Raw genomic sequence first — 22,946 nt, forward strand, 5'->3', positions numbered from 1 at the left:
GGAAGGCCGATCCGAGTAGAAAATAGATCAATGCGCGAGCGGCTTCGGCGTTGAGGCAATCAAAACCAAGGCGGTCACCCCGGGGGCAAACCGTCGCGCCAAGGCGAGAAGGTCCGACCCCGGCGCTGTGCCTAGGCTTGATTTTCAACGCTGCCGGCGCCCTCGCTTACAGGCTGGGCCGTTTCATCTGGCACGAGGTCGGCTGGTTGGCGACATACGCGTCGATGCGTTTGTCGAGCCGCCAGCCGTAGCCGGTGTTTTCCTGGTCGTACTTGACGTCCTTGCCGTTGGTCTTCATCCAGGTGGCGATGTACAGGTTCTGCTGCAACTGGTGGTCTTGCTTGGCCATCATGACGCCGCCGTTCAGGCTTTGCAACTTCAATCCCTCCAGCGCGAAGGCAACCTTGACGGGGTCGGTCGACTTGCCCTCCTTGATCGCCTTCGACAGCATGGCGACGATGACGTAGGGCTGCGCCGCGTAGAAGTCGTCGTTGTATTTCTTCTTGAACGCCTCGACCACTTCCTTGCCGTTGAAGGTTTCGTTGTTGGCCAGCCAGTTGCCGATGATCTTCACGCGGTCGGCGCCGGCCGCCCCCATCGCCGTCGGCACGCCGGTGGTGGTGGCGTAATACGTGTAAAAGTTGGCCTTCAGGTCGGCGTCCTTGGCGGCGCGGATCAGCAGCGCCAGGTCGGCGCCCCAGTTGCCGGTGATGACGGTGTCGGCGCCGGAGGCTTTGATTTTGGCGATGTACGGGGAAAAGTCCTTCACCTGGCCGATCGGATGCAGGTCGTCGCCGGCGATTTTGATGTCGGGCCGCTTGCGTCCCAGGTATTCCTTGGCGGCGCGGCTGACGGCCTGGCCGAAGGCGTAGTTCTGGCCGATGATGTAGACGCTCTTGATCGACTTGTCGGGCGCCATGAAGCTGGTGAGCGCCTCCATCTTCATGTCGGAGTTGGCGTCGAAGCGGAAATGCCAGAAGCTGCATTTGCCGTTGGTCATGTCGGGATCGATCGCGGCGTAGTTCAGATACACCACTTCCTTGCCGGGGTTGCGCTCGTTGTGCTTGTTGATCGCGTCGAGCAGGGCCAGGCCGACGCCGGAACCGTTGCCCTGCGTGACATAGCGGTAGCCCTGGTCAATGACGGTTTTCAACTGGGTCAGCGACTCCTGCGGGCTGCCCTTGTTGTCGAAACCGGCGACCTGGATCTGGTGCGCGCCGGCCAGCCCGGCGCTGTTGGCCATCTCGGCGCTCAGCTGGAAACTCTTCAGCTGATTTTGCCCGACCGGCGCGAACGGCCCGGACAGTGGATCGATGAAGGCGATTTTCACGGTATCGGCCGAGGCGGTCGGCAGCGCGAACGGCGCCCCGAGAAATGCGAGAGAAACAGCTACTGCGCACGCGCGTTTTGTCATAGTCTCCATCCTTTTTTTTAGTGATCCGCTATCCTGCGGTCGGTACTGCTACTTTTACCTCTACATCGGGTAAAAAGCGTTTGCCTTACGCGGTTGGCAACCGGTGCCCCTTGAATTGCTCGCGCAGTTTGTTTTTCTGGATCTTGCCGGTCGCCCCCATCGGCAAAGCGTCGATGAACAGCACGTCGTCCGGCGTCCACCACTTGGCGATCTTGCCCTCGAAGAAGCGCAGCATCTCCTCGCGGCTCAGTTCCTGGCCGGGGCGCCTGACCACTAATAACAAGGGACGCTCGTCCCATTTCGGATGCGCGACGCCGATGCAGGCCGCCTGCAGCACGGCCGGGTGGCCCATCGCCAGGTTCTCCAGGTCGATGGTGCCGATCCACTCGCCGCCGGACTTGATGACGTCCTTGCTGCGGTCGGTGATGTGCATGTAGCCGTCGGCGTCGATGGTGGCCACGTCGCCGGTCGGGAACCAGCCGTCCTGCAGCACGTCGCCGCCCTCGTCCTTGAAATAGCGCGAAATGATCCACGGCCCCTTGACCAGCAAGTGGCCGTAGCTGACGCCGTCCCACGGCAACTCCTTGCCGTCGTCGTCGACGATTTTCATGTCGACGCCGTAGATCGCGTGGCCCTGCTTCTGCAAAATCTTGCGCTGCTCGTCCTTCGGCAAGGCCAGGTGCTTGACCTGCAAGCCGCCGGCGGTGCCCAGCGGCGACATTTCGGTCATGCCCCAGGCGTGGATAACCTCGATACCGAACTCGTCGATGAGCGTGTCCATCATCGCCGGCGGACAGGCCGCGCCGCCGATGACGGTGCGGCGGAAGGTCGAAAACCTCAACTTGTTTTGCAGCGCGTAGTTCATCAGGCCCAACCAGACGGTCGGCACGCCCGCCGAGAACGTCACCTTCTCGCTCTCGAACAGCTCGTAAAGCGACTTGCCGTCCAGCGCGGCGCCGGGGAATACCATCTTTGCGCCCGACAGCGGCACCGAGTACGGCAAGCCCCAGGCGTTGACGTGGAACATCGGCACCACCGGCAACACGGTGTCGGCCGAGGACACGTTGAGGGCGTTCGGCATCGCCGCGCCGTAGGCGTGCAGCACCGTCGAGCGGTGCGAATACAGCGCGCCCTTCGGATTGCCGGTCGTGCCCGAAGTGTAGCACAGCGTGGCGGCCGAGTTCTCGTCGAACAGCGGCCACTCGTACTGGTCGGAATGGCTGTCGATCAAGTCCTCGTAGCACAACAAATTGGCAATCTTGCTGTCTGCCGGCATGCGGTCGCGGTCGCACATCAAAATGTAATACTTGATGGTCTGGCACTGCGCGGCGATGGCCTCGACCGCCGGCAGGAACGTCAGGTCGAACAGCAGGCACTGGTCTTCGGCGTGGTTGCTGATATAGGCGATCTGCTCCGGGAACAGGCGCGGATTGATCGTGTGCAACACCGCGCCCGAGCCGGACACGGCGTAATAGGCTTCCAGATGGCGGTAGCCGTTCCAGGCCAGCGTGGCGACGCGGTCGCCGATGCGCACGCCCAAGCCTTGCAGCGCGTTGGCCAGCCGGCGCGCGCGCTGGTGGCATTCGCGGTAGGTGTAACGGTGCAGATCGCCTTCGATCCGGCGCGAGACGATCTCGTTGCCGCCATAGTGGCGCGCGACGAATTCGATAATGCTGGAAATGAGCAAAGGCTGGCTCATCATCTGGCCCATCAAGGGGCTTTGTGGATAAGACGACATCTAATCTCCCGCAAGTTTGTCAAATTTAACATTCAGTTTCGTACGACCGTGCTAAAACAGTCAACGCATTTCGATGCTGCGGCGCAGCAAGTCGCATAGCCGCTCGCCGAGTGCCGCGACATCAAGCAAAAACCAGCGCCAAAGAGCCGGGGTCGCGCCCTTGCTTGAATGCAGACGTTCCGGGCGTGTAAAAAATGCGCCCCTATTCACTTATTGTTAGTGAGCATGTTAGTGAGCATTTGTAACGAACACGTCGAAACGCCCTACCCGCGAATAAAATCGCCCGGTGCGGTAAAATCCATCCTACCCCTGCGCCCCATAGGTGCGCAACAACATAGATCGAACGGAATCGCTATTACTGCCGACACTCTCCCACTGGGCAACTCATTTGCCACGTTGCCGCCCGCGTTCTTCACGCGCCTGATGCCGACGCCCCTTCCGGCCCCCTACCTGGTCGCCGTTAGCGCGCCGGCGGCGGCGCTGCTCGGGCTGGACCCGGCCACGCTCGCCAATGAGGATTTCGTCGCCACGCTGACCGGCAACCGCGTGCCGCGCAGCGCGCTGCCGCTGGCGGCGGTGTATTCCGGCCACCAGTTCGGCGTCTGGGCGGGCCAACTCGGCGACGGCCGCGCCATTTTGCTGGGCGACATCGCCACCGCGAACGGCCCGCTTGAATTGCAATTGAAGGGCGCCGGCGCCACGCCGTACTCGCGCATGGGCGACGGCCGCGCCGTGCTGCGCTCGTCGATCCGCGAATTTCTTTGCTCCGAAGCCATGGCCGGGCTCGGCATCCCGACCTCGCGCGCGCTCGCCGTGACCGGCTCCGACCAGGGCGTGATGCGCGAGACGGTTGAAAGCGCCGCCGTGGTGACGCGCATGGCGCCGACCTTCGTGCGCTTCGGCTCCTTCGAGCACTGGTTTTACCACGAGAAACCGGAAGAGTTGAAAATCCTCGCCGACTACGTCATCGACGGCTTCTACCCGGAGCTGCGCCAACAGGCCAATCCCTACCAGGCGCTGCTGGCCGAAGTGTCGCGCCGCACCGCCCACATGATCGCCCACTGGCAGGCGGTCGGCTTCATGCACGGCGTCATGAACACCGACAATATGTCTATCCTCGGCCTGACGCTGGACTACGGCCCGTTCGGCTTCATGGAAGCCTTCGACGCCAAGCACATCTGCAACCACACCGACCAGCAGGGCCGCTACGCGTACGCGATGCAGCCGGAAATCGGCCACTGGAACTGCTACGCGCTGGGCCAGGCGCTGCTGCCGCTGATCGGAGAGGTCGCCGCGGCGCAGCAGGCGCTGGACGTGTACCAGCCAGCCTACGCCGCCAAAATGGACGAGCTGTGGCACGCCAAGCTGGGCCTGCGCAGCGCGCTGGCGGACGACGCCGCGCTGTTCGACGCGCTGTTCGCGCTGATGCAGGCCAACCACGTCGATTTCACGCTGTTCTTCCGCCGCCTGGGCGACCTGCAACTGGAGCAAGCCGGCGCCGACGCGCCGCTGCGCGACCTGTTCATCGACCGGCCCGGCTTCGACGCCTGGGCCGGCCAGTACCGCCAGCGCCTGCGCCAGGAGGACAGCGCCGACGGCGCGCGCCGGACGGCGATGAACCTGGTCAATCCAAAGTACGTATTACGCAATTATCTGGCGCAGGTGGCCATTGAAAAAGCGCAGCAAAAGGACTTTACTGAAGTGACGCGCCTGCTGTCAGTACTGGAGCGCCCGTTCGACGAGCAGCCTGAACACGAGCAATACGCCGCGCTGCCGCCGGACTGGGCCAGCCATCTTGAAGTTAGTTGTTCCTCCTGAGACCGATATTATGACGACCAATAAAGTACGGAAAACCGACGCCGAATGGCGCGCCATGCTCGATTCGATGCAATACGAGGTGACGCGCCACGCCGCCACCGAGCGCGCCTTCACCGGCACGTACTGGGACCACCACGAGCACGGCATTTATACCTGCGTCTGCTGCAACACGCCGCTGTTCGCCTCCGACGCCAAGTTCGACTCCGGTTGCGGCTGGCCCAGTTATTTCAAGGCGCTAGATCCGGCCAACGTCACCGAAATTGTCGACCGCAGCCATGGTATGCTGCGCACCGAAATCGTTTGCGCGGTGTGCGACGCCCATTTGGGCCACGTGTTCCCGGACGGCCCGGCGCCGACCGGGCTGCGCTATTGCATTAATTCGGCGTCGCTGCGCTTTGACCCCCAACCTGTTTAAAAGAATACGATGAAATTTCTGTTCGATTACTTCCCGCTCTTCCTGTTTTTCGGCGCTTATAAATGGGCCGGCGGCAACGAAGAGGCCGCGCACGCGCTGGTATCCCAATATCTGTCCGGTATTATCTCGGGCGGCGTGGTCGCGCCGGCGCAGGCGCCGATTATGCTCGCCACGCTGGTCGGCATTCTCGCCACGTTTATGCAGGTCGCCTATTTGCTGGCGCGCAAGCAACCGGTTCCCGGCATGCTGTGGTTGTCGCTGTTCGTCTTCGTGGTGTTTGGCGGCGCCGGCATTTATTTCCATGACGACAGTTTTATCAAATGGAAGCCGACGCTGATCTACTGGCTGTTCGGTCTCGCCCTGGTGGTCGGCCAAGTGTTCTTCAACAAGAACCTGATGCGCAAAACGATGGAAACGCAGATCAAGCTGCCCGACGCGATTTGGCAGAAACTGTTGATGGTCTGGGCGGTGTTTTTCATTGCCATCGGCGCGCTCAACCTGTTTGTCGCCTTTGTCGTCTTCAAGGACGACCTGAGCGCCTGGGTGAGTTTCAAAGCTTTCGGCACCACCGGCATCTTCTTCGTCTTTATCATCGCCCAGACCTTGTTCCTGTCCAAGTACATCCAGGAGGAGGACGCATGAGCGCCGCCGACGACCGCCTCGAACGCATCCGCGCGCGCATTGACACGGCGCTGGCGCCGCTGGAATGCGTGCTGGAGGACGATTCGGCCAGCCACGCCGGGCACGCCGGGGCCGCTTCCGGCGGCGGGCATTACAATTTACGCATTGTTTCAGCTCAATTTGAGGGGGTCAGACTCGTCATGCGCCATCGACTCGTGTATGATTCCGTGCACGATATGATGCATGTGGAGATTCACGCATTGTCGATAATCGCCTTGGCGCCATCCGAAGTCTGAGCGACCATGGTTGGAATTGAGCTGTGTCAATATTATTGATACATTGAACGAAACAGACGCTGGACGATTGAATTTTTTTTCAACGCACTCTTTCACGAACTTTTCCCTAACAGGATTTAATAATGACTTTTAAGCCAGCCCGCTTGCTGATCGCACTTCTCGCCGTTGTCGCCGTACCTGTTCTGGCGCAAAACATTGCTGTGGTTAACGGCAAGCCTATCCCGTCGTCGCGCGTTGACGCGGTCGTTAAGCAAGTTGTGGCGCAAGGCCAGCAAGCTGATTCGCCGCAATTGCGCGAGTTGATCAAGAAAGACTTGATCGGCCGCGAAGTGCTGATGCAGGAATCGGAAAAGCAAGGCTTCGGCAAAGACGCCGCCGTCAAGCAACAGATCGAGAACGCGCGCCAAGCCATCATCATCAACGCCCTGGTCGGTGATTTCGTCAAAAAGAATCCGGTCAGCGACGCTGAAGTAAAGGCCGAATACGATCGTTTCGTGGCCCAGTCCGGCGACAAGGAATACCATGTGCGCCACATCCTGACGGCCACCGAAGCCGAAGCGAAAGACGTCATCGCCAAACTGAAGGGCGGCGCCAAGTTTGAAGAGCTGGCCAAAGCGTCGAAAGACACCGGCTCGGCCAGCAATGGCGGCGACCTCGACTGGGCAGCCCCGTCGTCGTTCCCGAAAGTGTTCTCGGACGCCTTCGTCGGCCTGCAAAAAGGCCAGGTTACCGATACCCCGGTGCAAACGCCGAACGGTTTCCACGTGATCAAACTGGACGACACCCGCGCCGCGAAATTGCCGACGCTGGAAGAAGTCAAGCCACAGATCACCGAAGCGCTGCAACAGAAGAAGCTGCAAGCGTTCCAGGAAGAAATGGTCAAGAAAGCCAAAGTGCAGTAAAGATGTGCCCGTCCGGCGCCCGACGCGGCGCCGGCATACTGTTGCGTGTGTAAGAATCTGTACTGCCCGGCAGGGCGATCTCTTGTTTTTTTAAGGATGTGATGATGATTTTGAAACCAGCCCGCCTGTTGTTAGCCCTACTCGCCATTGTAGCAATCCCCGCTTTTGCGCAAAACGTCGCCACCGTCAACGGCAAGGCCATTCCGGCCGCCCGCGTCGATCAATTGGTCAAGCAAGTTGTCGCCCAGGGTAAGCAAACCGATTCGCCGCAATTGCGCGAAGCCATCAAGCGCGACCTGATCGGCCGCGAAGTGCTGATCCAGGAAGCCGACAAACAAGGCTACGGTACCCGCCCTGAAGTCAAGGCGCAGCTTGAAAACACCCGCCAGAGCATCATCATCAACGCGATGCTGGCCGACCACGTCAAGAAGAACCCGGTCAAAGACGCCGACATCAAGGCTGAGTACGACAAGTACAAGTCCCAGGTTGGCGACAAGGAATACCACGCCCGCCACATCCTGGTCGCGACCGAAGCGGAAGCCAAAGACTTGATCACCAAGCTGAAAGCCGGCGGCAAGTTCGAAGAACTGGCCAAGGTATCGAAAGACGGTTCTGCCGCCAACGGCGGCGACCTGGACTGGGCCAACCCGGGTTCCTTCGTCAAACCCTTCTCGGACGCCATGGTGGCCCTGAAAAAAGGCGAGTTCACCCAGACCCCGGTGCAGACGCAGTTCGGTTTCCACGTCATCAAACTGGAAGACTCCCGCCCGGCCAAAGTGCCGTCGTTGGAAGAAGTCAAAGGCCAGATCGGCGAAGCGCTGCAACAGAAGAAGGTTGCCGCTTTGCGCGAAGATTTGCTGAAAAAAGCAAAAATCCAGTAATCATTACTGGAATCGAAAAAGCGTCCCTCGGGACGCTTTTTTTTCGTGCGCCAGCACCCCCCGCCGCCGCGCCAATCGTGATCGGATAGACAATATGGACAGCACGTTTTTGCCAGCGCTGCAAGCGGCCCTGGCGGCGGTGGCCGACGTCGGGCGCGCCGCGCCGATGCGCGCCTACATGCGCGAGCAGTTCGACTTCCTCGGCGTGCCCACGCCACAGCGGCGCGTGGCCGCGCGGTCCCTGCTGCGCGCGCTCAAGCCCGCCGACGCCGACACCCTGTTCGCGTACGCCGGCGCACTGTGGGAACTGCCGCAGCGCGAGTACCATTACGTCGCCATCGACCTGTTGGCGATGCATTGGAAAACGCTGGGCGCGCAGCACATCGGCGACCTGCTTGCGCTGGCCCAGCGGCGCCCGTGGTGGGACAGCGTCGACGGCCTGGCGGCGATCGTCGGCGACGTGCTGCTGGCCGAAAAACGCCACGGGCGCGACGCCCACGCGTGCATGGACGCCGCGCTGGCGCATCCGAGCCTGTGGGTACGGCGCATCGCCATGCTGCACCAGCTCGGCTGGCACGAGGCCACCGACGCCCAGCGGCTCTTCGCCTACGCGCTGGCGCTGGCGCCGGAAAAGGAATTCTTCATTCAAAAAGCGGTCGGCTGGGCCTTGCGCGACCATGCCTGGCACGACCCGCAAGCGGTGCGCCGCTTCCTCGACGCAGCGCACGGGCGCTTGGCGGCGCTGAGCTATCGCGAAGCGGAAAAACACCTCACGCGGCATAGGGAATTGCCCGCATGACGTCTTGGCGTTAGCGGACCGCCGGCAACGGCCCTGGTTCGGGGACAAGGCTGAGCCAGATCAATCGGAAGCAAATAATCATTCTTTTCTTGAGATCGCTTGTGGCGCTCCACTACTCAACGGCATATTTTGGACCTCCTATACCGACAACCGAGGAGCGGCCATGGCCACGAGCAAGAACGAGGAGTCACGAAACGACGGGCGCACGATTGCGCTCGAGGTCAGGGCGGAATGCGCCGAACGCCCGGACGACCTGCCCACCGTCGTCGCCTATGCCTTCAGCCAAGGCGGCGCGCTGCTCGACATGCAGACGCTCGACCAGGAGGGGCGCGCCAAGTTCACCATCCCCGTCGGCAACGAAGCGCAATCGGTGCGCGTGGTGCTCGGCCCCGAGGTGGACAAGGAATTCGTCGAGGCCGGCGAGTTGCTGCGCCGCGGCGGCATCGACCGGCATGTGGCGGTGCGGCCGAACCTGGAGCGCCTGGCGCCGCTGATCTTCCAGGTCGGGCCGGAAATCTGGCGCCGTTGGATAGGCCGGCTCTGCGTCGTCAACGGTACTGTGCTCAAACGCGTGGTCTCGGGAGGTGTGCTGCTGCGGCTGCCGGTGTGCAACGCCGCCGTCGACATCTTCGAAATCGACCCGTGGCCGCTTATCATCGCCGAACTGCCGGAACTCGACCTCGACCGCCTGCGCGACGTCGTCGACGGTCCGTGGCCGCCGCTCCACTAGCCGATCCCGCCGCGTCCGCCCGAGCCCTTTCCCTTCGACGTCATCGACAATCCGGCCTCGCCGGTCGGTTTGCATCCGCAACCGTTGCCGCCGCGCCAGCTTCAAGCGCGCGTCCCGGAGCACGCCTGGCAGCAAGCCGCGCAGGCCGGCGGGCGACTCGGCGCACTGGCGCTGCCGGCCTCCCTGGTACTGGCGGCGCGGGCCTCGCGGCCGATTTTCGAGCGCGCCATCCTCAGCCACCTCGACCTGCTGCGCCCGCTACTGTGCTGGCTGTTCCCGTTCCCGGTCCACAAAACCAGGCTAACGACGGTGACGACCGACGAATGCGGCCGTTTTCACGCCTTGATCTGGCGCTCGATCGTCAACTTCGACCAGCCCGACCTGTATTTCATCGCGCGCCAGCGCATCTGGCCCGGTTTCTGGGTGACGATTTACGAACCGAAACCGGTGATTTGCTACACTTGGTGGAACTATGTGTGCGGCAGCGAAGTCGTCCTCGTCACCGCGCACCCGCTGGCGCACGCCTGCCCGCCCTGCCCGCCCATCGTCGCACCCAACAACTGGGTACTGTTCATGGCCATCGGCAATACCTCGGTGTGGCGCATCCACGGCGCCAACGACAGCACCCGCGTCGGCGCGCCGGGCCACGACCCCGCCAAGCTCGGCCTGCTGGACGGCGGCGCGCCGTGGGGCGGCACGCTGCGGCCGCGGCTGGAATTCGACACCTCCCTGCGCAGCGACCTGGGCGTGTTCTACTACCGCGTGTCGTACAAGCGCGCCACCGAGGTCGAGACGGAGTGGCGCCCCAGCACCGAGGCCGTCAGCCGCCACTACGCGCACGAGGTGGGCGGCGACCTGATCCTCGAACAATACCCGCTCGGCCCGCAGAGCGTCGGCACCAGCGCGCACCTGTATAAAATCCCGCCGGGCTTGCCACCGCTGGGACAGTGGTCGATTCCGAACGCCGTGCTCGACACGCAAAACGCGGTCATTCCCACCACCGCGGTGGCGCCCGGCGTGCCGTTCGACGACAACGGCGTCGCGCTGGGCGCCGACCAGGGCGGCCCCTGGCAGATCAAGGTGGAACTGTTCGACGCCGCCGGCAACCTGGTCGATCCCGAGGCGCTGGGCATTAAATGGCGGGTTCCCGCCAGCGATACGCTGACCGGGACGATCCAGACGCGCGACGCCGCGCTGCTGGGGCTGGTGGACGCGGCCAACAACCGCATGCTGCTGACGATACGGCTGGACAACAACCGCAGCTACGCCCGCATCGACGCGCCCAGCGTGGGCGGCAGCACGGCGACGGACGAATGCGGCGTGATGAACTACGCCGCGCTGGCGCAGACGGTCGAGGTACCCTTCTACGGCTTGCAGATCAACCGTTACGCGACCTACTCGTTCTACGTGCAGCGCGGCGCGGTCACGCCACCCGAGTACAGCCTGGCGGGGACGGCGGCGTCCGGCATCGCCGGCATGCCCGGCGCGATACCGCCGTCGCCGCCGGCCGATGCGCTGCCAACGGTGGGCACGTTGCTCGACACCTGCACCTTGGCCGGCTTCACCGAGCAGCTGTACGTCGCGCACACGGGCACCGACGGCTGGTCGCGCCTGAGCGGCTACGACAGCAGCGCGGCGCGCGCCTTCGTGCTGGCGCCCGAAACGGCAATTCAGGCCAGCTTCTTGGTTTAACGGCATAAAAAAACCGGGGACAGACCACGATTTTCGAGCAGCTATTGCTCGGAAATCGTGGTCTGTCCCCGGTTCGGGATGGAGCGCCCGCTTGCCCGGGCGCTGTCAACTAGTTAGCCCACCCACTTGCGGGCGTTGCGGAACATGCGCATCCACGGCGAATCCTCGCCCCACGATTCCGGGTGCCACGATTGCTGTACGCTGCGGAACACGCGCTCGGCGTGCGGCATCAGCACGGTGAAGCGGCCGTCCGGCGTGGTCACCGAGGTCAGGCCGTCCGGCGAGCCGTTCGGGTTGTACGGATACGCTTCGGTGGCATGGCCGCGGTTGTCGACGAAGCGCATGGCCTTCGTGACGTCGCCGATGTTGCCGGTCTGCGAGAAGTCGGCGTACCCTTCGCCGTGGGCGATGGCAATCGCCGTTTGCGTGCCGGCCATGCCCTGGAAGAAGATCGACGGCGAATCCAGCACTTCGACCATGGCGAAACGGCCTTCGAATTTCTCCGACTTGTTGCGCGTAAACTTGGGCCAGGCGTGCGCGCCGGGGATGATAGCCTTCAGGTTGCTCATCATCTGGCAGCCGTTGCAAATACCCAGGCCGAAGCTGTCGCTGCGCGAGAAGAAGCGCGCGAACTGCTCGGCCAGGCTGGCGTTGAACAGTATGGTCTTGGCCCAGCCCTCGCCGGCGCCCAGCACGTCGCCGTACGAGAAGCCGCCGACGGCGATGACGCCCTGGAAGTCGTCGAGGCGGACGCGGCCGGCGATCAGGTCGCTCATGTGCACGTCGACGGCGCTAAAGCCGGCCTGGTGCATCACGTACGCCGTTTCAATGTGCGAGTTCACGCCCTGCTCGCGCAGGATGGCCACGCGCGGGCGCACGCCGGTGGCGATGAACGGCGCGGCGACGTTTTCCGCCGGGTCGAACGTGAGCACCGGCGTCATGCCCGGGTCGGCCAGGTCGAACGCGCGGTCGTATTCGGCGTCGGCGCAGGCCGGGTTGTCGCGCAGGCGGGCGATGCGCCAGCTGGTTTCGCTCCACAGGCGTTGCAGCGCGGAACGCGGGTGCGAGTAGATCAGCTTGGCGTCGCGGGTGAATTCAATCACGTCGCGCTCGTTCGGCTTGCCGATGATGTGGCTGCAGGCGCCCAGGTCGAAGCTGCGCAAGACGTCCATGACCAGCGACTTCTCGTCGGCGCGCACTTGGATGACGGCGCCCAGCTCTTCGTTGAACAGCGCGCGCAGGGTCAGTTCGTTGCGCCGCTCGGCCACCTGGCCGGCCCAGTTCTTGGCGTCGCCCCAGTCGCTGGCGTGCTCGCCTTCCAAGGTCAGCATGTCGAGGTTGATCGACAGGCCGCTGTGGCCGGCGAAGGCCATTTCGGCCAGCGTGGCGAACAGGCCGCCGTCGGAACGGTCGTGGTAGGCCAGCAGCTTGCCGTCGCTATTGAGTTGCTGGATCGCCGCGAAGAAGCCCTTCAGGTCGGCGGCGCTGTCGACGTCCGGCGTCTCGTTGCCGAGTTGGCCGGTCACTTGCGCCAGCGCCGAGGCGCCCAGGCGGTTCTTGCCGCGGCCCAGGTCGATGACGATGATGGCGCTGTCGCCGGCGTCGGTCTTGATTTGCGGCGTCAGCGATTTGCGCACGTCGGTCACCGGCGCGAACGCCGAGACGATCAGCGACACCGGCGACACCACGGCCTTGCTTTCCTCGTCGTCGCGCCAGGTGGTGCGCATCGACAGCGAATCCTTGCCGACCGGGATGCTGATGCCCAGCGCCGGGCACAGTTCCATGCCGATCGCCTTGACGGTGTCGTACAGCGCCGCGTCCTGGCCCGGCTGGCCGCAGGCGGCCATCCAGTTGGCCGACAGTTTCAGATCCGAAATGTCGCCGATCGCCGCGGCGGCGATGTTGGTGATCGCCTCGCCGACGGCCATGCGGCCCGACGCCGGCGCGTCGATGACGGCCAGCGGCGTGCGCTCGCCCATGGCCATCGCTTCGCCCAGGTAGCCTTCAAAACTCATCGCCGTGACGGCGCAGTCGGCCACCGGCACTTGCCACGGGCCGACCATCTGGTCGCGCACGGTCATGCCGCCCACCGAGCGGTCGCCAATGGTGATCAGGAAGGACTTGTCGGCCACCGTCGGCAGCAGCAGCACGCGCTGCGCCACGTCGGCCAGGTCCAGGCCGGTCAAGTCGATGGCCGGGAACGCGTGGTGGACGTGGTGCACGTCGCGCAACATCTTCGGCGGTTTGCCCAGCAGTACGTCCATCGGCATGTCGACCGGCTCGTTGCCCAGGTCGGTGTCGATCAGCTTCAGCTGGCGCTCTTCGGTGGCGACGCCGACGGCGGCGAACAGGCAGCGTTCGCGCTCGCACAGGGCCTTGAACAGCGGCAGGCTCTCCGGCGCGATCGCCAGCACGTAGCGTTCCTGCGATTCATTGCTCCAGATTTCCTTCGGCGCCATGCCGCTTTCTTCCAGCGGGATCTTGCGCAGGTCGAAAATCGCGCCGCGCTTGGCGTCGTTGGTGATTTCCGGGAAGGCGTTCGAGAGGCCGCCGGCGCCCACGTCGTGGATCGAAATGATCGGGTTGTCGGCGCCCATCTGCCAGCAGGCGTTGATGACTTCCTGCGCGCGCCGCTCCATTTCCGGGTTGCCGCGCTGGACCGAGTCGAAGTCCAGGTCGGCGGTGTTGGTGCCGGTGGCCATCGACGAGGCGGCGCTGCCGCCCATGCCGATGCGCATGCCCGGACCGCCCAGTTGCACCAGCAGGCTGCCGACCGGGATGTCGTTCTTGTGGGTGTGCTGGGCCGAAATGTTGCCGATGCCGCCGGCAATCATGATCGGCTTGTGGTAGCCGTACACGGTGTCGCTGGCGCCGGCGAACTGGCGGCCGATGTTTTGCTCGTAGGTGCGGAAATAGCCGCCCAGCACCGGACGGCCGAATTCGTTGGAGAACGCGGCGCCGCCCAGCGGGCCTTCGATCATGATCTGCAAGGCCGAGGCGATGCGGTCCGGCTTGCCGTAGCGCACCGAGGTGTCGCGGCCGGCTTGCGGCGCGGTCACGCTGGCGGCGTTTTCCCATGGCTGGACGGCGCCCGGCAGCATCAGGTTGGAGACGGTGAAACCGGTCAGACCGGCCTTCGGCTTGGCGCCGCGGCCGGTCGCGCCCTCGTCGCGGATTTCGCCGCCGGCGCCGGTGGAGGCGCCCGGGAACGGCGAAATCGCGGTCGGGTGGTTATGCGTCTCGACCTTCATCAAGGTGTGCGTCAGTTCGGTCGAGGCCGCGTATTCGTGGCCGCCGGCCTCGCCGCGCGGGTAGAAGCGCGACACGCTCGCCCCTTCCATGATCGACGAGTTGTCGCTGTAGGCGACGACGGTGCCCTTCGGCTGCAATTCGTGGGTGTTCTTGATCATGCCGAACAGCGACTTCGGCTGCGCCACGCCGTCGATGGTCCAGTCGGCGTTGAAGATCTTGTGGCGGCAATGCTCGCTGTTGGCCTGCGCGAACATCATCAGCTCGACGTCGGTCGGGTTGCGCTTGGCCTTGGTGAAGGCGGCGTCGAGGTAGTCGATCTCGTCGTCCGACATGGCCAGGCCGAGCTCGGTGTTGGCTTTTTCCAGCGCGGCCTTGCCGGCGCCGAGCACGTCGATCGATTCCAGCGGGCGCGCTGCGAGCGTGCGGAACAGATTGGCCGCCTCGTCCGGATGGCGCAGCACCGATTCGGTCATGCGGTCGTGCAGCAGCGCGGCGACGTCCTGCGCCTGGCTGTCCGACAGCTTCTTGGCGGCGCCGATGCTGCTGCCCAAAATGCCCGATTTCAGGTTGACGCGATAGGCGACGCCGCGCTCGACGCGCTTGATGTGCGCCATGCCGCAGTTGTGCGCGATGTCGGTGGCCTTCGAGGCCCACGGCGAAATCGTGCCGAAGCGCGGGATCACGAAGAACTCTTCGCACACGCCGTCGGCGTGCTCGGCCTCGGCCGGCGAGCCGTAGGTCAGCAGCGCCCCGAGGCGGCTGCTGTCGTCGGCCGACAGGGGCGCGGCGGCATCGATGAAATGGACATAGCGCGCCTGCACCGACGTAATGGCGGGCCACACGGCCTGCAATTGGGTTAACAGGCGTTGGCTACGGAATACGGACAGGGCATTGGAACCCGGCAGAATCAACATGGTTGGAAGGTGGTTGATGCAGCGTGGCTGCGGGTTAAAGGTAGGTGTGGCACGAGACGGTGGAGCTGGAATTCCTTTGCGCGCATTATACCCGTTTCGCCCCCCCGTTAGCAGGTCGGCGGCGCCCTATCCGGGGCTTGATCTGCGTTCAAAGCAACATTATTTGCTTTGTTTGGCGGAAATCGGCATCGGCACCGCCAAAATGGTGCGTTTTTTGGCATCTTTGCAGTATCCTCGTTGGACAATGCCCGCCTAGCGCCCCGACCGAGCCGGCTCGCAGATTCCACAGAGAACCACGAGAGATGCACGATGAAAGAATATAGCGACTTATCGGTTCTGATCGTCGACCCCAACCCCAGCATGCGGGGCAATCTGCACAACATGCTGAACCAGTCGTCGATCACCAAAATCGACTACGCGGTCAGCGCCGGCACGGCCATCCGCCAGCTCGGCAAGAAATCCTTCGACATCATCCTGTGCGAATACGACCTGGGCACCGGCAGCGACGGCCAGGACGGCCAGCAACTGCTGGAAGACCTGCGCCACCACAAACTGATCGGCGTGTGGACCATTTTCATCATGCTGACCTCGGAAGGCGTCTACGGCAAGGTGATGAGCGCGGCCGAGCTGACGCCGACCGACTACATCTTAAAACCCTTCACCGTCGACGTGCTGAGCGGGCGCATCGGCCGCGCCATCGACCGCCGCGCGATCTTCCTGCCGGTTTACCAGTTGATCGGCCAGGGCAATCTGCGCGAGGCGATCAAGGCTTGCGGCGCCGCCGAAAGCAAGCACGTGCGCCACGCCGGCGACTTCCTGCGCCTGCGCGCCGAACTGCACCTGGACCTGGGCGAGCTGGACCTGGCCGAACAACTCTACCAGGAGGCGCTGGCGCTGAAACCGCTGGATTGGGCCAACCTCGGCCTGGCCAGGACCCTGTTCGGGCAGCAGCGCTACGATGACGCGCACGAGGCGCTGCTGAAACTGATCGAGCAGAATCCGCGCCTGATGTCGGCCTACGACCTGCTGGCCAAGACCCAGCAGGCGCTGGGCCAGGCGGCGCAGGCGAAGAAAACGCTGGAAGACGCGGTGGCGCTGTCGCCGCACATGGTGCGCCGCCTGCGCCACCTGGGCGAGGTGGCGCTGACGGCGGACGACATCGTCGCCGCCGAGCGCGCCTTCAAGCAAGTCGTGGCGAAGGCCAAGTATTCCGAATTCCGCGACCCGGAGGACCACGTCAACCTGGTCAAGGCGTTGGTTAAAAAGGGCGACGGCGGCCAGGCCAGCGGCGTGGTGCGCGACCTCGAACGCTCGATGCGCGGCAGCCCCAACGTCGAAGCCTGCCGGGCCATTTCGGCGGCGCTGGTGCAGGAACTGGCCGGCAACGTCAGCGCCGCCGCCAACGAACTGAATTTGGCGGTGACGGCGCTGGCCGCCAGCAAGGGCTTGTCGACCCAGTTGAAAATCGGCCTGGTGCACAGCTGCCTGAACAACAAACTCGACAAGGCCGCCTCCGACGTCATGCTCGGCCTGATGAACGACCCGGACAGCGACGTGACGATGGAACAGGCGATCGACGAATTCGAGAAGGCCGGCCGGCACGACATGGCGCAAAGCGTCGGCGCCCATATCAGCCAACAGGTCGAGGAACTGATGAGCGACGCGGCCGACCAGGCCAGCCACGGCGAGCTGAAGGCGGCGGTGCTGGCGCTGCGCCAGGCGCTGCGGCGCACCCCGAGCAATCTGCAATTGCTGCTGCAGTCGGTGGAAGCGATCCTGCGCCAGCTCAACACGCTGGGCTGGGAACCGCCGCTGGCCGAGCAGGCCCAGCACCAGATGCACAGCATCCGCAAGCTCGACGCCAGTCACCCGATGCTGGCCTCGCTGCACGACCAGTACGCGGCGACCCAGCGCAAATACGGTATCGCCAACTAGCGTGGCGTAGGTCGGATGCGCGGGACGCGTAATCCGACCGACGAAAACCGCGCCAACTTTACCGATCGTCCCGTCAATTGATCGCGCGCAAGCCCAACGCGCGTCCCCCTCCCTCCCCCCGGAACGTTCTAGCCGCGAAGGCAGTCCTAATAAACAGACCAGCACCGCCACCCGGCTGGTGCCTACTTTGCACTCGCGCGCCCGCAGACGACGACTGCAATCCTACAGGGGGCAACATGAAAGAGAAACAAGCCAAAGAACCCGCGTCCATGAACGGCGGTTCGGCTTCCCAGCACAACACGCGGAGCGAACCCGATTCGCGCACCGGTCCGCGCGCGCGCGACACCGAGAAGGCCACCGCATATACGATGCCGAACGACGCCGCCGCCGACCTGTCCGGCCTCGACGAGCGCGGCATGCCCGGCCTGACCGGCTCGGCTGGCTTGGCGGGCCGCGGCGCCCGCGACGCGATGCCCGACGGCGCCATGGTCGACCTATCGGCCGCCGGCAAAGCCACCGACATGCCCGGCGCCGACATGGGCGTCGGCGGCGGCGGCAATTTCGGCGCCGGCGGTGGCGGCAATTTCGGCGCCGGCGGTGGCGGCAATTTCGGCGCCGGCGGTGGCGGTGGCGGTGGCGGTTATCGGCCGCCGCCAGTGCGCAAGTGCGGCACGATGGACGTCCACCGCCGCCTGTTATCGACGGTGCCCTCCTACGCCCGCATCCGCGCCGAGATAGAAAACCACGCACGCCTGTATGAACTCGGCGCCGGCGCCACCGAACGCAGCGGCGTGACGCGCATTCCCGTGGTGGTGCACGTGGTGTGGAACAGCGCCGCCCAGAACGTCAGCGACGCGCAGATCGCCAGCCAGATGGACGTGCTCAACCGCGACTTCCGCCGCACCAACCCGGACGCCAACTCGACGCCGGCGCCCTACCTGCCGCTGGCCACCGACTCGCGCATCGAATTTTTCCTCGCCAACACCGACCCCAACGGCGCGCCTAGCGGCGGCGTCGAACGGCGCCAAACCAGCGTCGCGGCGTTCATTGACGACGACGCCGTCAAATCCTTCGCCACCGGTGGCCTGAACGCCTGGCCGCAGGAACGCTACCTGAACATGTGGGTGTGTCCGCTCGGCAGCGGCCTGCTCGGCTACGCCCAGTTCCCCGGCGGCCCCGGCGCCACCGACGGCGTCGTGATCCAGCAATCGGCGTTCGGCACCACCGGCACGGCGGCGCCGCCGTTCAACCTGGGCCGCACCGCCACGCACGAAATCGGCCACTGGCTGAACCTGAACCACATCTGGGGCGACGACGGCACCGGCTGCAGCGGCACCGACAACGTCGCCGACACGCCCAACCAGGCCGGCTACAACACCGGCGCACCGAGTTTTCCGCACGTTAGTTGCGGCAACGCCCCGCACGGCGACATGTTCATGAACTATATGGACTACACCGACGACCGCGCCATGTTCATGTTCACCGCCGGCCAAGTGGCGCGCATGCAAGCCTGCCTCGACGGCGTACGCGGCACCCTCGGCGCCGGCGCCGGCATGAGACGGCCGAGTTCGTCGCCGGTGGTGGCGTGGGACGCGAACCGGATCGACACCTTCGTGCTCGGCACCGACCGCGCGCTGTACCACAAATGGTGGGACGGCGGCGCCTGGGGTCCGGCGACGACCGGCTACGACTACATGGGCGGCGTCTGCACCAGCGTGCCGCAAGCGGTGGCCTGGGGCCCGAACCGCCTCGACGTCTTCGTCACCGGCACCGACAGCGCGCTGTACCATAAATGGTGGGACGGCGGCGCGTGGGGGCCGGCGCCGACCGGCTACGAATACATGGGCGGCGTCTGCCTGGGCGAACCGCGCATCGTCTCGTGGGGCGCCAACCGGCTCGACGTCTTCGTCATCGGCAGCAACCACGCGCTGTATCACAAGTGGTGGGACGGCGCCAATTGGGGGCCGTCGCTGACCGACTACGAATACATGGGCGGCGTCTGCCTGGGACAACCCGAAGTCGTCTCGTGGGGCGCGAACCGGCTCGACGTCTTCGTCATCGGCGCCGACCGCGCGCTGTACCATAAGTGGTGGGACGGCGCCAACTGGGGGCCGTCGCTGGAAGGCTACGAACGCCTGGGCGGCGTCTGCACCTGCGCGCCGCGCGCGGTGGCATGGGGTCCGAACCGCCTCGACGTCTTCGTCACCGGCACCGAAGGCGCGCTGTACCACAAGTGGTGGGACGGTGCGAACTGGGGTCCGTCGCCGGAAGGCTTCGAGTACATGGGCGGCGTCTGCGTCGGTCAGCCGGAAGCGGTATCGTGGGGCGCGAACCGGCTCGACCTGTTCGTCATCGGCACCAACAGCGCGCTCTACCATAAATGGTGGGATGGCGGCGCATGGGGGCCGGCGCTGACCGGCTACGAGTACATGGGCGGCATTATCACCTCGGCGCCGCGGGTGGTGGCGTGGGGCGCGAACCGCCTCGACGTCTTCGCCACCGGCACCGATAGCGCGCTTTACCACAAGTGGTGGGATGGCGGGGCTTGGGGGCCGTCGCTCACCGGCTACGAGTACATGGGCGGCATCATCACCGCGTTCCGGCAAGCCCCCCGCGTCCAGCAAGAGGCGCCCGCGCAGCAAGCCGTGGCGCCGACACACGCGGTTCAACGCGAGCAGCGGGCGCCGGGCGCCGGCATGCTAGCATGAGGACATGCAGATGAACCAAGACAGCGCAGCGCCCAGCGGCAGTTGGACCCATTCGTTCGAGGAGGACGAAGGCGGCGTTCATCTATACCGGCCGACCCGGTCGTTCCCGTTCCCGCCCAGCAGGCGCGGGCGCGAAACGCTGGAATTCGGCGCCGCCGGCCGGATGCTCACCGGCGTCCCCGGCCCGGACGACCGGCGCGTTCTGACCGACGCCGGCCTGACCCCGCTGGGCATGAACCGCTTCCGCCTGGAGGGCGGGATCATGCCGGGCAAGGTCATTGAAATCGTCGAAGCCCAGCCGGATCGACTCAAGGTCAGATACCTTTAAGCTGTAGGTCGGGTTGGCGCGCAAAGCGCGCGTAACCCGACCGGCGTCGGCGGCGGCCAGGCGTCAAATGACGCACGCTACCCCACCCCGGATTCTCCCTACGGGATGCTATCCCGCGGCACTCACACCACCATCCCCGCGTGCGCGGCGACCACCTGCAGAACCCCGTCTGCCGAACGCGCCCACATGCGCGTAAAGCGGAAGTCGCCATTGGCCGGCTGGCCGGCATAGGTGCCGGACACCTTCATCCGCACCGACACCACCGCAACCCCGCCATGCAACTGCACATGCTGCTCCGACGGCGTCAGCTCGTGCAGCTTGAGCAAACCGGATTCATGGGCGGCAAGATCCTCGCCTTTCCCAAACAACTGGCCCAGGTGGTTGGTAAAAAGCAAGCCCGGCGCCAGCAAGGCATCCAAGGCAACGATATCCGACGCCAGCATGGCCAGGCGCAACCACTCCTCGACGTCCAGAATCTGATCATTTACCGTCATCATTATCCACCTTACATTGAGCCTGCGAAACCGCCCGGCCGAAATGCGACGCCACCCAATCCCTGGCGACCAGCCACAGCGCCGGTGCGCCCCGTTCGATCACCGGCCCGTATCGCTCCAGCACCTGCTGATACTGCACGCCGCTCTCGGCCCAGGTGCCGCCATCGGTAAACACATTGATCAACAGCGGCTGAAAGCGGTCCAACGCCTTGGCGAACTGCGCGTCGCCGGTCTCGCCCGCCTCGAATTCCCCCCACAGGTTCTGCAATTGCTCGCCCTGCCCGGCGGGAAGCAAGCCGAAGAAGCGATCCGCGGCCAGCTTTTCGCGCGCCTCCTGGCTACCGTCCAGCACGCCATGAATCGGCGTATCGCCGGCATCGACTTCAACTATATCGTGCAGCAACAGCATCTTCACCACGCGGCCGACGTCGACATGCGCGGCGGCGTGCTCCTCCAGCACCCAGGCATACAGCGCCAGATGCCACGAGTGCTCGGCCGAGTTTTCTTTCCTGCTCCGGTCGAGCAGCGGCGACTGCCGCACGACACTTTTCAGCCGATCAATCTCACGCAAAAAACTCAGTTGCTGAACCAGTCTATGTGATTCCACACGCCATCCTTAGCAATACTATCAAATAGTTACAATGCCCACATGCCTGGGGCCGGTCCCGCTAAAAGAAGGGCGTCGGCGCTAGACTCGAAGATCCTTGCGAAGAAAAACCGTCGCCTGAGGATTGTCGTTGTAGCGCTCACATGCTTGGTATCCGCGTCCCGCGTAGATGCGCAGCGCGCCCGTCAGATCGTCTTTGCTGTCCAGATATAACCACTGCACGGCGGCGGCCACGGCGTGTTCCTCCATCGCATCGAGCAAGGATTCGGCCAGGCCCCTGCCGCGGAACTGCGGGCGCACGTAAAGACGTTTGCACTCCGCCGCCAGGGCGATCGACGCAAGAGGCCGAAGCACCACGCAACCGGCCGGGATGTCCCCCACGTACGCAATCCACAATGCCGACGACGCATCGTTCAGAAATGCCTCAATTTCCTGCTGGGTATCGCGCTTCGTCACGCCGACCGCCGCGTAATACTCGCTGAGCAAAAGCTGCGCGTCGGGCAAGCGCGAGATAGCCGCGCGGGCTATGTTGACCGGAGATGGGTGTGTACTCATCAGATCAGGCCGGCTTAGGAATCTCAAGGCCCCGCTTCACCGCCGGACGCGCCAGGAACGCTGCAAGCACCCTTGTCACCTGGGGGAAGTCCGCCATACCAACCAACTCGCCCGCCTCGTAAAAGCCAATCAAATTGCGTATCCATGGGAAGGTGGCAATGTCGGCGATGGTATAGCGGTCGCCCATAATCCAGTCGCGGCCGGTGAGCCGTTGCTCCAGCACGCCGAGCAAGCGCTGCGCCTCCGCGACGTAGCGGTCGCGGGGGCGCTTGTCTTCGTAGTCCTTGCCGGCGAATTTGTTGAAGAAGCCCAGCTGGCCGAACATCGGCCCGATACCGCCCATCTGGAACATCAGCCACTGGATGGTTTCGTAGCGCCCGGCCGCGTCCTGCGGAATACATTTTCCGGTTTTGTCGGCGAGATACAGCAAAATTGCGCCGGATTCGAACAGCGGCAGCGGCTTGCCGTCGGGACCGTCGGGATCGATGATGGCGGGGATTTTATTGTTGGGGTTCAGCGATAAAAACTCGGCGGAGGTTTGGTCGTTGGTGCCGAAATTGACGTGGTGGGGTTCGTAGGACAGCCCCGTTTCTTCCAGCATGATCGAGACTTTGACGCCGTTCGGCGTAGGCAGCGAATACAATTGCAGCCGCTCTGGATGGGCTGCGGGCCATTTCGTCGTGATGGGAAAGATGGACAGGTCGGTCATGGTGCTTCCTCTCGTATGTGTCATGGCGAAGCAAATTCTGCCACAGTTGGGAAAGCGCTGCAGGAAGCGGCGGCGCCCGATGGCGTTCGCTTAGCGTGCCGTAGGTCGGACTGGCGGGACGCGTAATCCGACGATGTT

Annotated in this window: 19 protein-coding genes; 12 read left to right on the forward strand and 7 right to left on the reverse strand. The window is 64.3% G+C overall.

What is annotated here, in order from left to right:
• Positions 1–166: 166 nt before the first annotated feature.
• Together ACFDR9_RS00655 and ACFDR9_RS00660 are read right to left on the reverse strand one after the other, a co-directional pair.
• Positions 167–1,414: a branched-chain amino acid ABC transporter substrate-binding protein gene (locus tag ACFDR9_RS00655; RefSeq protein ID WP_409029729.1), complete on the reverse strand. Its 1,248-nt coding sequence runs from the start codon at positions 1,412–1,414 to the stop codon at positions 167–169.
• A gap of 85 nt (positions 1,415–1,499) precedes the next feature.
• Positions 1,500–3,152, reverse strand: coding sequence for a 3-(methylthio)propionyl-CoA ligase (locus ACFDR9_RS00660; RefSeq protein WP_026132631.1), 1,653 nt, complete (start codon positions 3,150–3,152; stop codon positions 1,500–1,502).
• 375 nt (positions 3,153–3,527) lie between these two features.
• Here ACFDR9_RS00660 and ACFDR9_RS00665 point away from each other — a divergent pair, with 375 nt between their 5' ends.
• From ACFDR9_RS00665 to ACFDR9_RS00705, 9 genes are all read left to right on the forward strand, one after another.
• The gene (locus ACFDR9_RS00665; RefSeq protein WP_409029812.1) at positions 3,528–4,970 is read left to right on the forward strand and encodes a protein adenylyltransferase SelO; all 1,443 of its coding nucleotides are present in this window, start codon (positions 3,528–3,530) and stop codon (positions 4,968–4,970) included.
• Positions 4,971–4,980: 10 nt separating this feature from the next.
• On the forward strand, positions 4,981–5,385 hold the full coding sequence (gene msrB / locus ACFDR9_RS00670) for a peptide-methionine (R)-S-oxide reductase MsrB (RefSeq protein ID WP_017875639.1): 405 nt from the start codon (positions 4,981–4,983) through the stop codon (positions 5,383–5,385).
• 9 nt (positions 5,386–5,394) lie between these two features.
• On the forward strand, positions 5,395–6,027 hold the full coding sequence (locus tag ACFDR9_RS00675; RefSeq protein ID WP_017875640.1) for a septation protein A: 633 nt from the start codon (positions 5,395–5,397) through the stop codon (positions 6,025–6,027).
• Positions 6,024–6,302, forward strand: coding sequence for a BolA family transcriptional regulator (locus ACFDR9_RS00680; RefSeq protein WP_017875641.1), 279 nt, complete (start codon positions 6,024–6,026; stop codon positions 6,300–6,302). Before ACFDR9_RS00675 ends, ACFDR9_RS00680 begins: the two co-directional genes overlap by 4 nt.
• A gap of 122 nt (positions 6,303–6,424) precedes the next feature.
• Positions 6,425–7,204 carry a peptidyl-prolyl cis-trans isomerase gene (locus ACFDR9_RS00685; protein WP_026132633.1) on the forward strand — a complete coding sequence of 260 codons (780 nt, stop codon included), beginning with the start codon at positions 6,425–6,427 and terminating at the stop codon, positions 7,202–7,204.
• 104 nt (positions 7,205–7,308) lie between these two features.
• Positions 7,309–8,085 carry a peptidyl-prolyl cis-trans isomerase gene (locus ACFDR9_RS00690; RefSeq protein WP_026132634.1) on the forward strand — a complete coding sequence of 259 codons (777 nt, stop codon included), beginning with the start codon at positions 7,309–7,311 and terminating at the stop codon, positions 8,083–8,085.
• 94 nt (positions 8,086–8,179) lie between these two features.
• On the forward strand, positions 8,180–8,884 hold the full coding sequence (locus tag ACFDR9_RS00695) for a DNA alkylation repair protein (RefSeq protein WP_017875644.1): 705 nt from the start codon (positions 8,180–8,182) through the stop codon (positions 8,882–8,884).
• Between the two features lie 163 nt (positions 8,885–9,047).
• Entirely contained in the window at positions 9,048–9,614 is a 567-nt protein-coding gene (locus ACFDR9_RS00700) for a hypothetical protein (RefSeq protein WP_017875645.1), read from the forward strand.
• 69 nt (positions 9,615–9,683) lie between these two features.
• Entirely contained in the window at positions 9,684–11,306 is a 1,623-nt protein-coding gene (locus ACFDR9_RS00705) for a hypothetical protein (RefSeq protein WP_409029730.1), read from the forward strand.
• A 113-nt stretch (positions 11,307–11,419) separates the two neighbouring features.
• Here the strand turns inward: ACFDR9_RS00705 and purL are convergent, their stop codons facing one another.
• Positions 11,420–15,472 (reverse strand): phosphoribosylformylglycinamidine synthase, encoded by a 4,053-nt coding sequence (gene purL, locus ACFDR9_RS00710; protein ID WP_409029731.1) that lies wholly within the window; start codon positions 15,470–15,472, stop codon positions 11,420–11,422.
• 309 nt (positions 15,473–15,781) lie between these two features.
• Between purL and ACFDR9_RS00715 the strand changes: the two genes are divergently transcribed.
• The 3 genes from ACFDR9_RS00715 (at position 15,782) to ACFDR9_RS00725 (ending at position 20,443) form a co-directional block, all read left to right on the forward strand.
• Positions 15,782–17,407, forward strand: a complete 1,626-nt coding sequence (locus ACFDR9_RS00715) for a tetratricopeptide repeat protein (RefSeq protein ID WP_409029732.1) — start codon at positions 15,782–15,784, stop codon at positions 17,405–17,407.
• A gap of 236 nt (positions 17,408–17,643) precedes the next feature.
• Positions 17,644–20,115: a M43 family zinc metalloprotease gene (locus tag ACFDR9_RS00720; RefSeq protein ID WP_409029733.1), complete on the forward strand. Its 2,472-nt coding sequence runs from the start codon at positions 17,644–17,646 to the stop codon at positions 20,113–20,115.
• A 10-nt stretch (positions 20,116–20,125) separates the two neighbouring features.
• Positions 20,126–20,443 carry a hypothetical protein gene (locus ACFDR9_RS00725; RefSeq protein ID WP_409029734.1) on the forward strand — a complete coding sequence of 106 codons (318 nt, stop codon included), beginning with the start codon at positions 20,126–20,128 and terminating at the stop codon, positions 20,441–20,443.
• A gap of 122 nt (positions 20,444–20,565) precedes the next feature.
• On the opposite strand, the gene ACFDR9_RS00730 is transcribed toward ACFDR9_RS00725, so the two are convergent.
• The 4 genes from ACFDR9_RS00730 to ACFDR9_RS00745 form a co-directional block, all read right to left on the reverse strand.
• Complete coding sequence (locus tag ACFDR9_RS00730) at positions 20,566–20,940, reverse strand: nuclear transport factor 2 family protein (protein WP_409029735.1); 375 nt, start codon at positions 20,938–20,940, stop codon at positions 20,566–20,568.
• Positions 20,924–21,544: an HD domain-containing protein gene (locus ACFDR9_RS00735; protein ID WP_409029736.1), complete on the reverse strand. Its 621-nt coding sequence runs from the start codon at positions 21,542–21,544 to the stop codon at positions 20,924–20,926. Before ACFDR9_RS00735 ends, ACFDR9_RS00730 begins: the two co-directional genes overlap by 17 nt.
• 81 nt (positions 21,545–21,625) lie before the next feature.
• The gene (locus tag ACFDR9_RS00740; RefSeq protein WP_409029737.1) at positions 21,626–22,099 is read right to left on the reverse strand and encodes a GNAT family N-acetyltransferase; all 474 of its coding nucleotides are present in this window, start codon (positions 22,097–22,099) and stop codon (positions 21,626–21,628) included.
• A gap of 4 nt (positions 22,100–22,103) precedes the next feature.
• The gene (locus tag ACFDR9_RS00745) at positions 22,104–22,808 is read right to left on the reverse strand and encodes a glutathione binding-like protein (RefSeq protein ID WP_409029738.1); all 705 of its coding nucleotides are present in this window, start codon (positions 22,806–22,808) and stop codon (positions 22,104–22,106) included.
• Between the last annotated feature and the right edge of the window lie 138 nt (positions 22,809–22,946).

The organism is Janthinobacterium sp. CG_23.3, assembly GCF_046115965.1.
In the GTDB taxonomy this organism is placed as follows: Bacteria; Pseudomonadota; Gammaproteobacteria; order Burkholderiales; family Burkholderiaceae_D; genus Janthinobacterium.

Excerpts from the sequence above, each read along its gene's own strand:
- ACFDR9_RS00740 (WP_409029737.1), bottom strand. The coding sequence starts at position 22,099 with ATGAGTACACACCCATCTCCGGTCAACATAGCCCGCGCGGCTATCTCG.
- ACFDR9_RS00715 (WP_409029732.1), top strand. The coding sequence starts at position 15,782 with ATGAAAGAATATAGCGACTTATCGGTTCTGATCGTCGACCCCAACCCC.
- ACFDR9_RS00720 (WP_409029733.1), top strand. The coding sequence starts at position 17,644 with ATGAAAGAGAAACAAGCCAAAGAACCCGCGTCCATGAACGGCGGTTCG.
- msrB (WP_017875639.1), top strand. The coding sequence starts at position 4,981 with ATGACGACCAATAAAGTACGGAAAACCGACGCCGAATGGCGCGCCATG.
- purL (WP_409029731.1), bottom strand. The coding sequence starts at position 15,472 with ATGTTGATTCTGCCGGGTTCCAATGCCCTGTCCGTATTCCGTAGCCAA.
- ACFDR9_RS00695 (WP_017875644.1), top strand. The coding sequence starts at position 8,180 with ATGGACAGCACGTTTTTGCCAGCGCTGCAAGCGGCCCTGGCGGCGGTG.
- ACFDR9_RS00685 (WP_026132633.1), top strand. The coding sequence starts at position 6,425 with ATGACTTTTAAGCCAGCCCGCTTGCTGATCGCACTTCTCGCCGTTGTC.
- ACFDR9_RS00730 (WP_409029735.1), bottom strand. The coding sequence starts at position 20,940 with ATGATGACGGTAAATGATCAGATTCTGGACGTCGAGGAGTGGTTGCGC.
- ACFDR9_RS00660 (WP_026132631.1), bottom strand. The coding sequence starts at position 3,152 with ATGTCGTCTTATCCACAAAGCCCCTTGATGGGCCAGATGATGAGCCAG.
- ACFDR9_RS00690 (WP_026132634.1), top strand. The coding sequence starts at position 7,309 with ATGATTTTGAAACCAGCCCGCCTGTTGTTAGCCCTACTCGCCATTGTA.
- ACFDR9_RS00680 (WP_017875641.1), top strand. The coding sequence starts at position 6,024 with ATGAGCGCCGCCGACGACCGCCTCGAACGCATCCGCGCGCGCATTGAC.
- ACFDR9_RS00745 (WP_409029738.1), bottom strand. The coding sequence starts at position 22,808 with ATGACCGACCTGTCCATCTTTCCCATCACGACGAAATGGCCCGCAGCC.
- ACFDR9_RS00655 (WP_409029729.1), bottom strand. The coding sequence starts at position 1,414 with ATGACAAAACGCGCGTGCGCAGTAGCTGTTTCTCTCGCATTTCTCGGG.
- ACFDR9_RS00675 (WP_017875640.1), top strand. The coding sequence starts at position 5,395 with ATGAAATTTCTGTTCGATTACTTCCCGCTCTTCCTGTTTTTCGGCGCT.
- ACFDR9_RS00700 (WP_017875645.1), top strand. The coding sequence starts at position 9,048 with ATGGCCACGAGCAAGAACGAGGAGTCACGAAACGACGGGCGCACGATT.
- ACFDR9_RS00725 (WP_409029734.1), top strand. The coding sequence starts at position 20,126 with ATGAACCAAGACAGCGCAGCGCCCAGCGGCAGTTGGACCCATTCGTTC.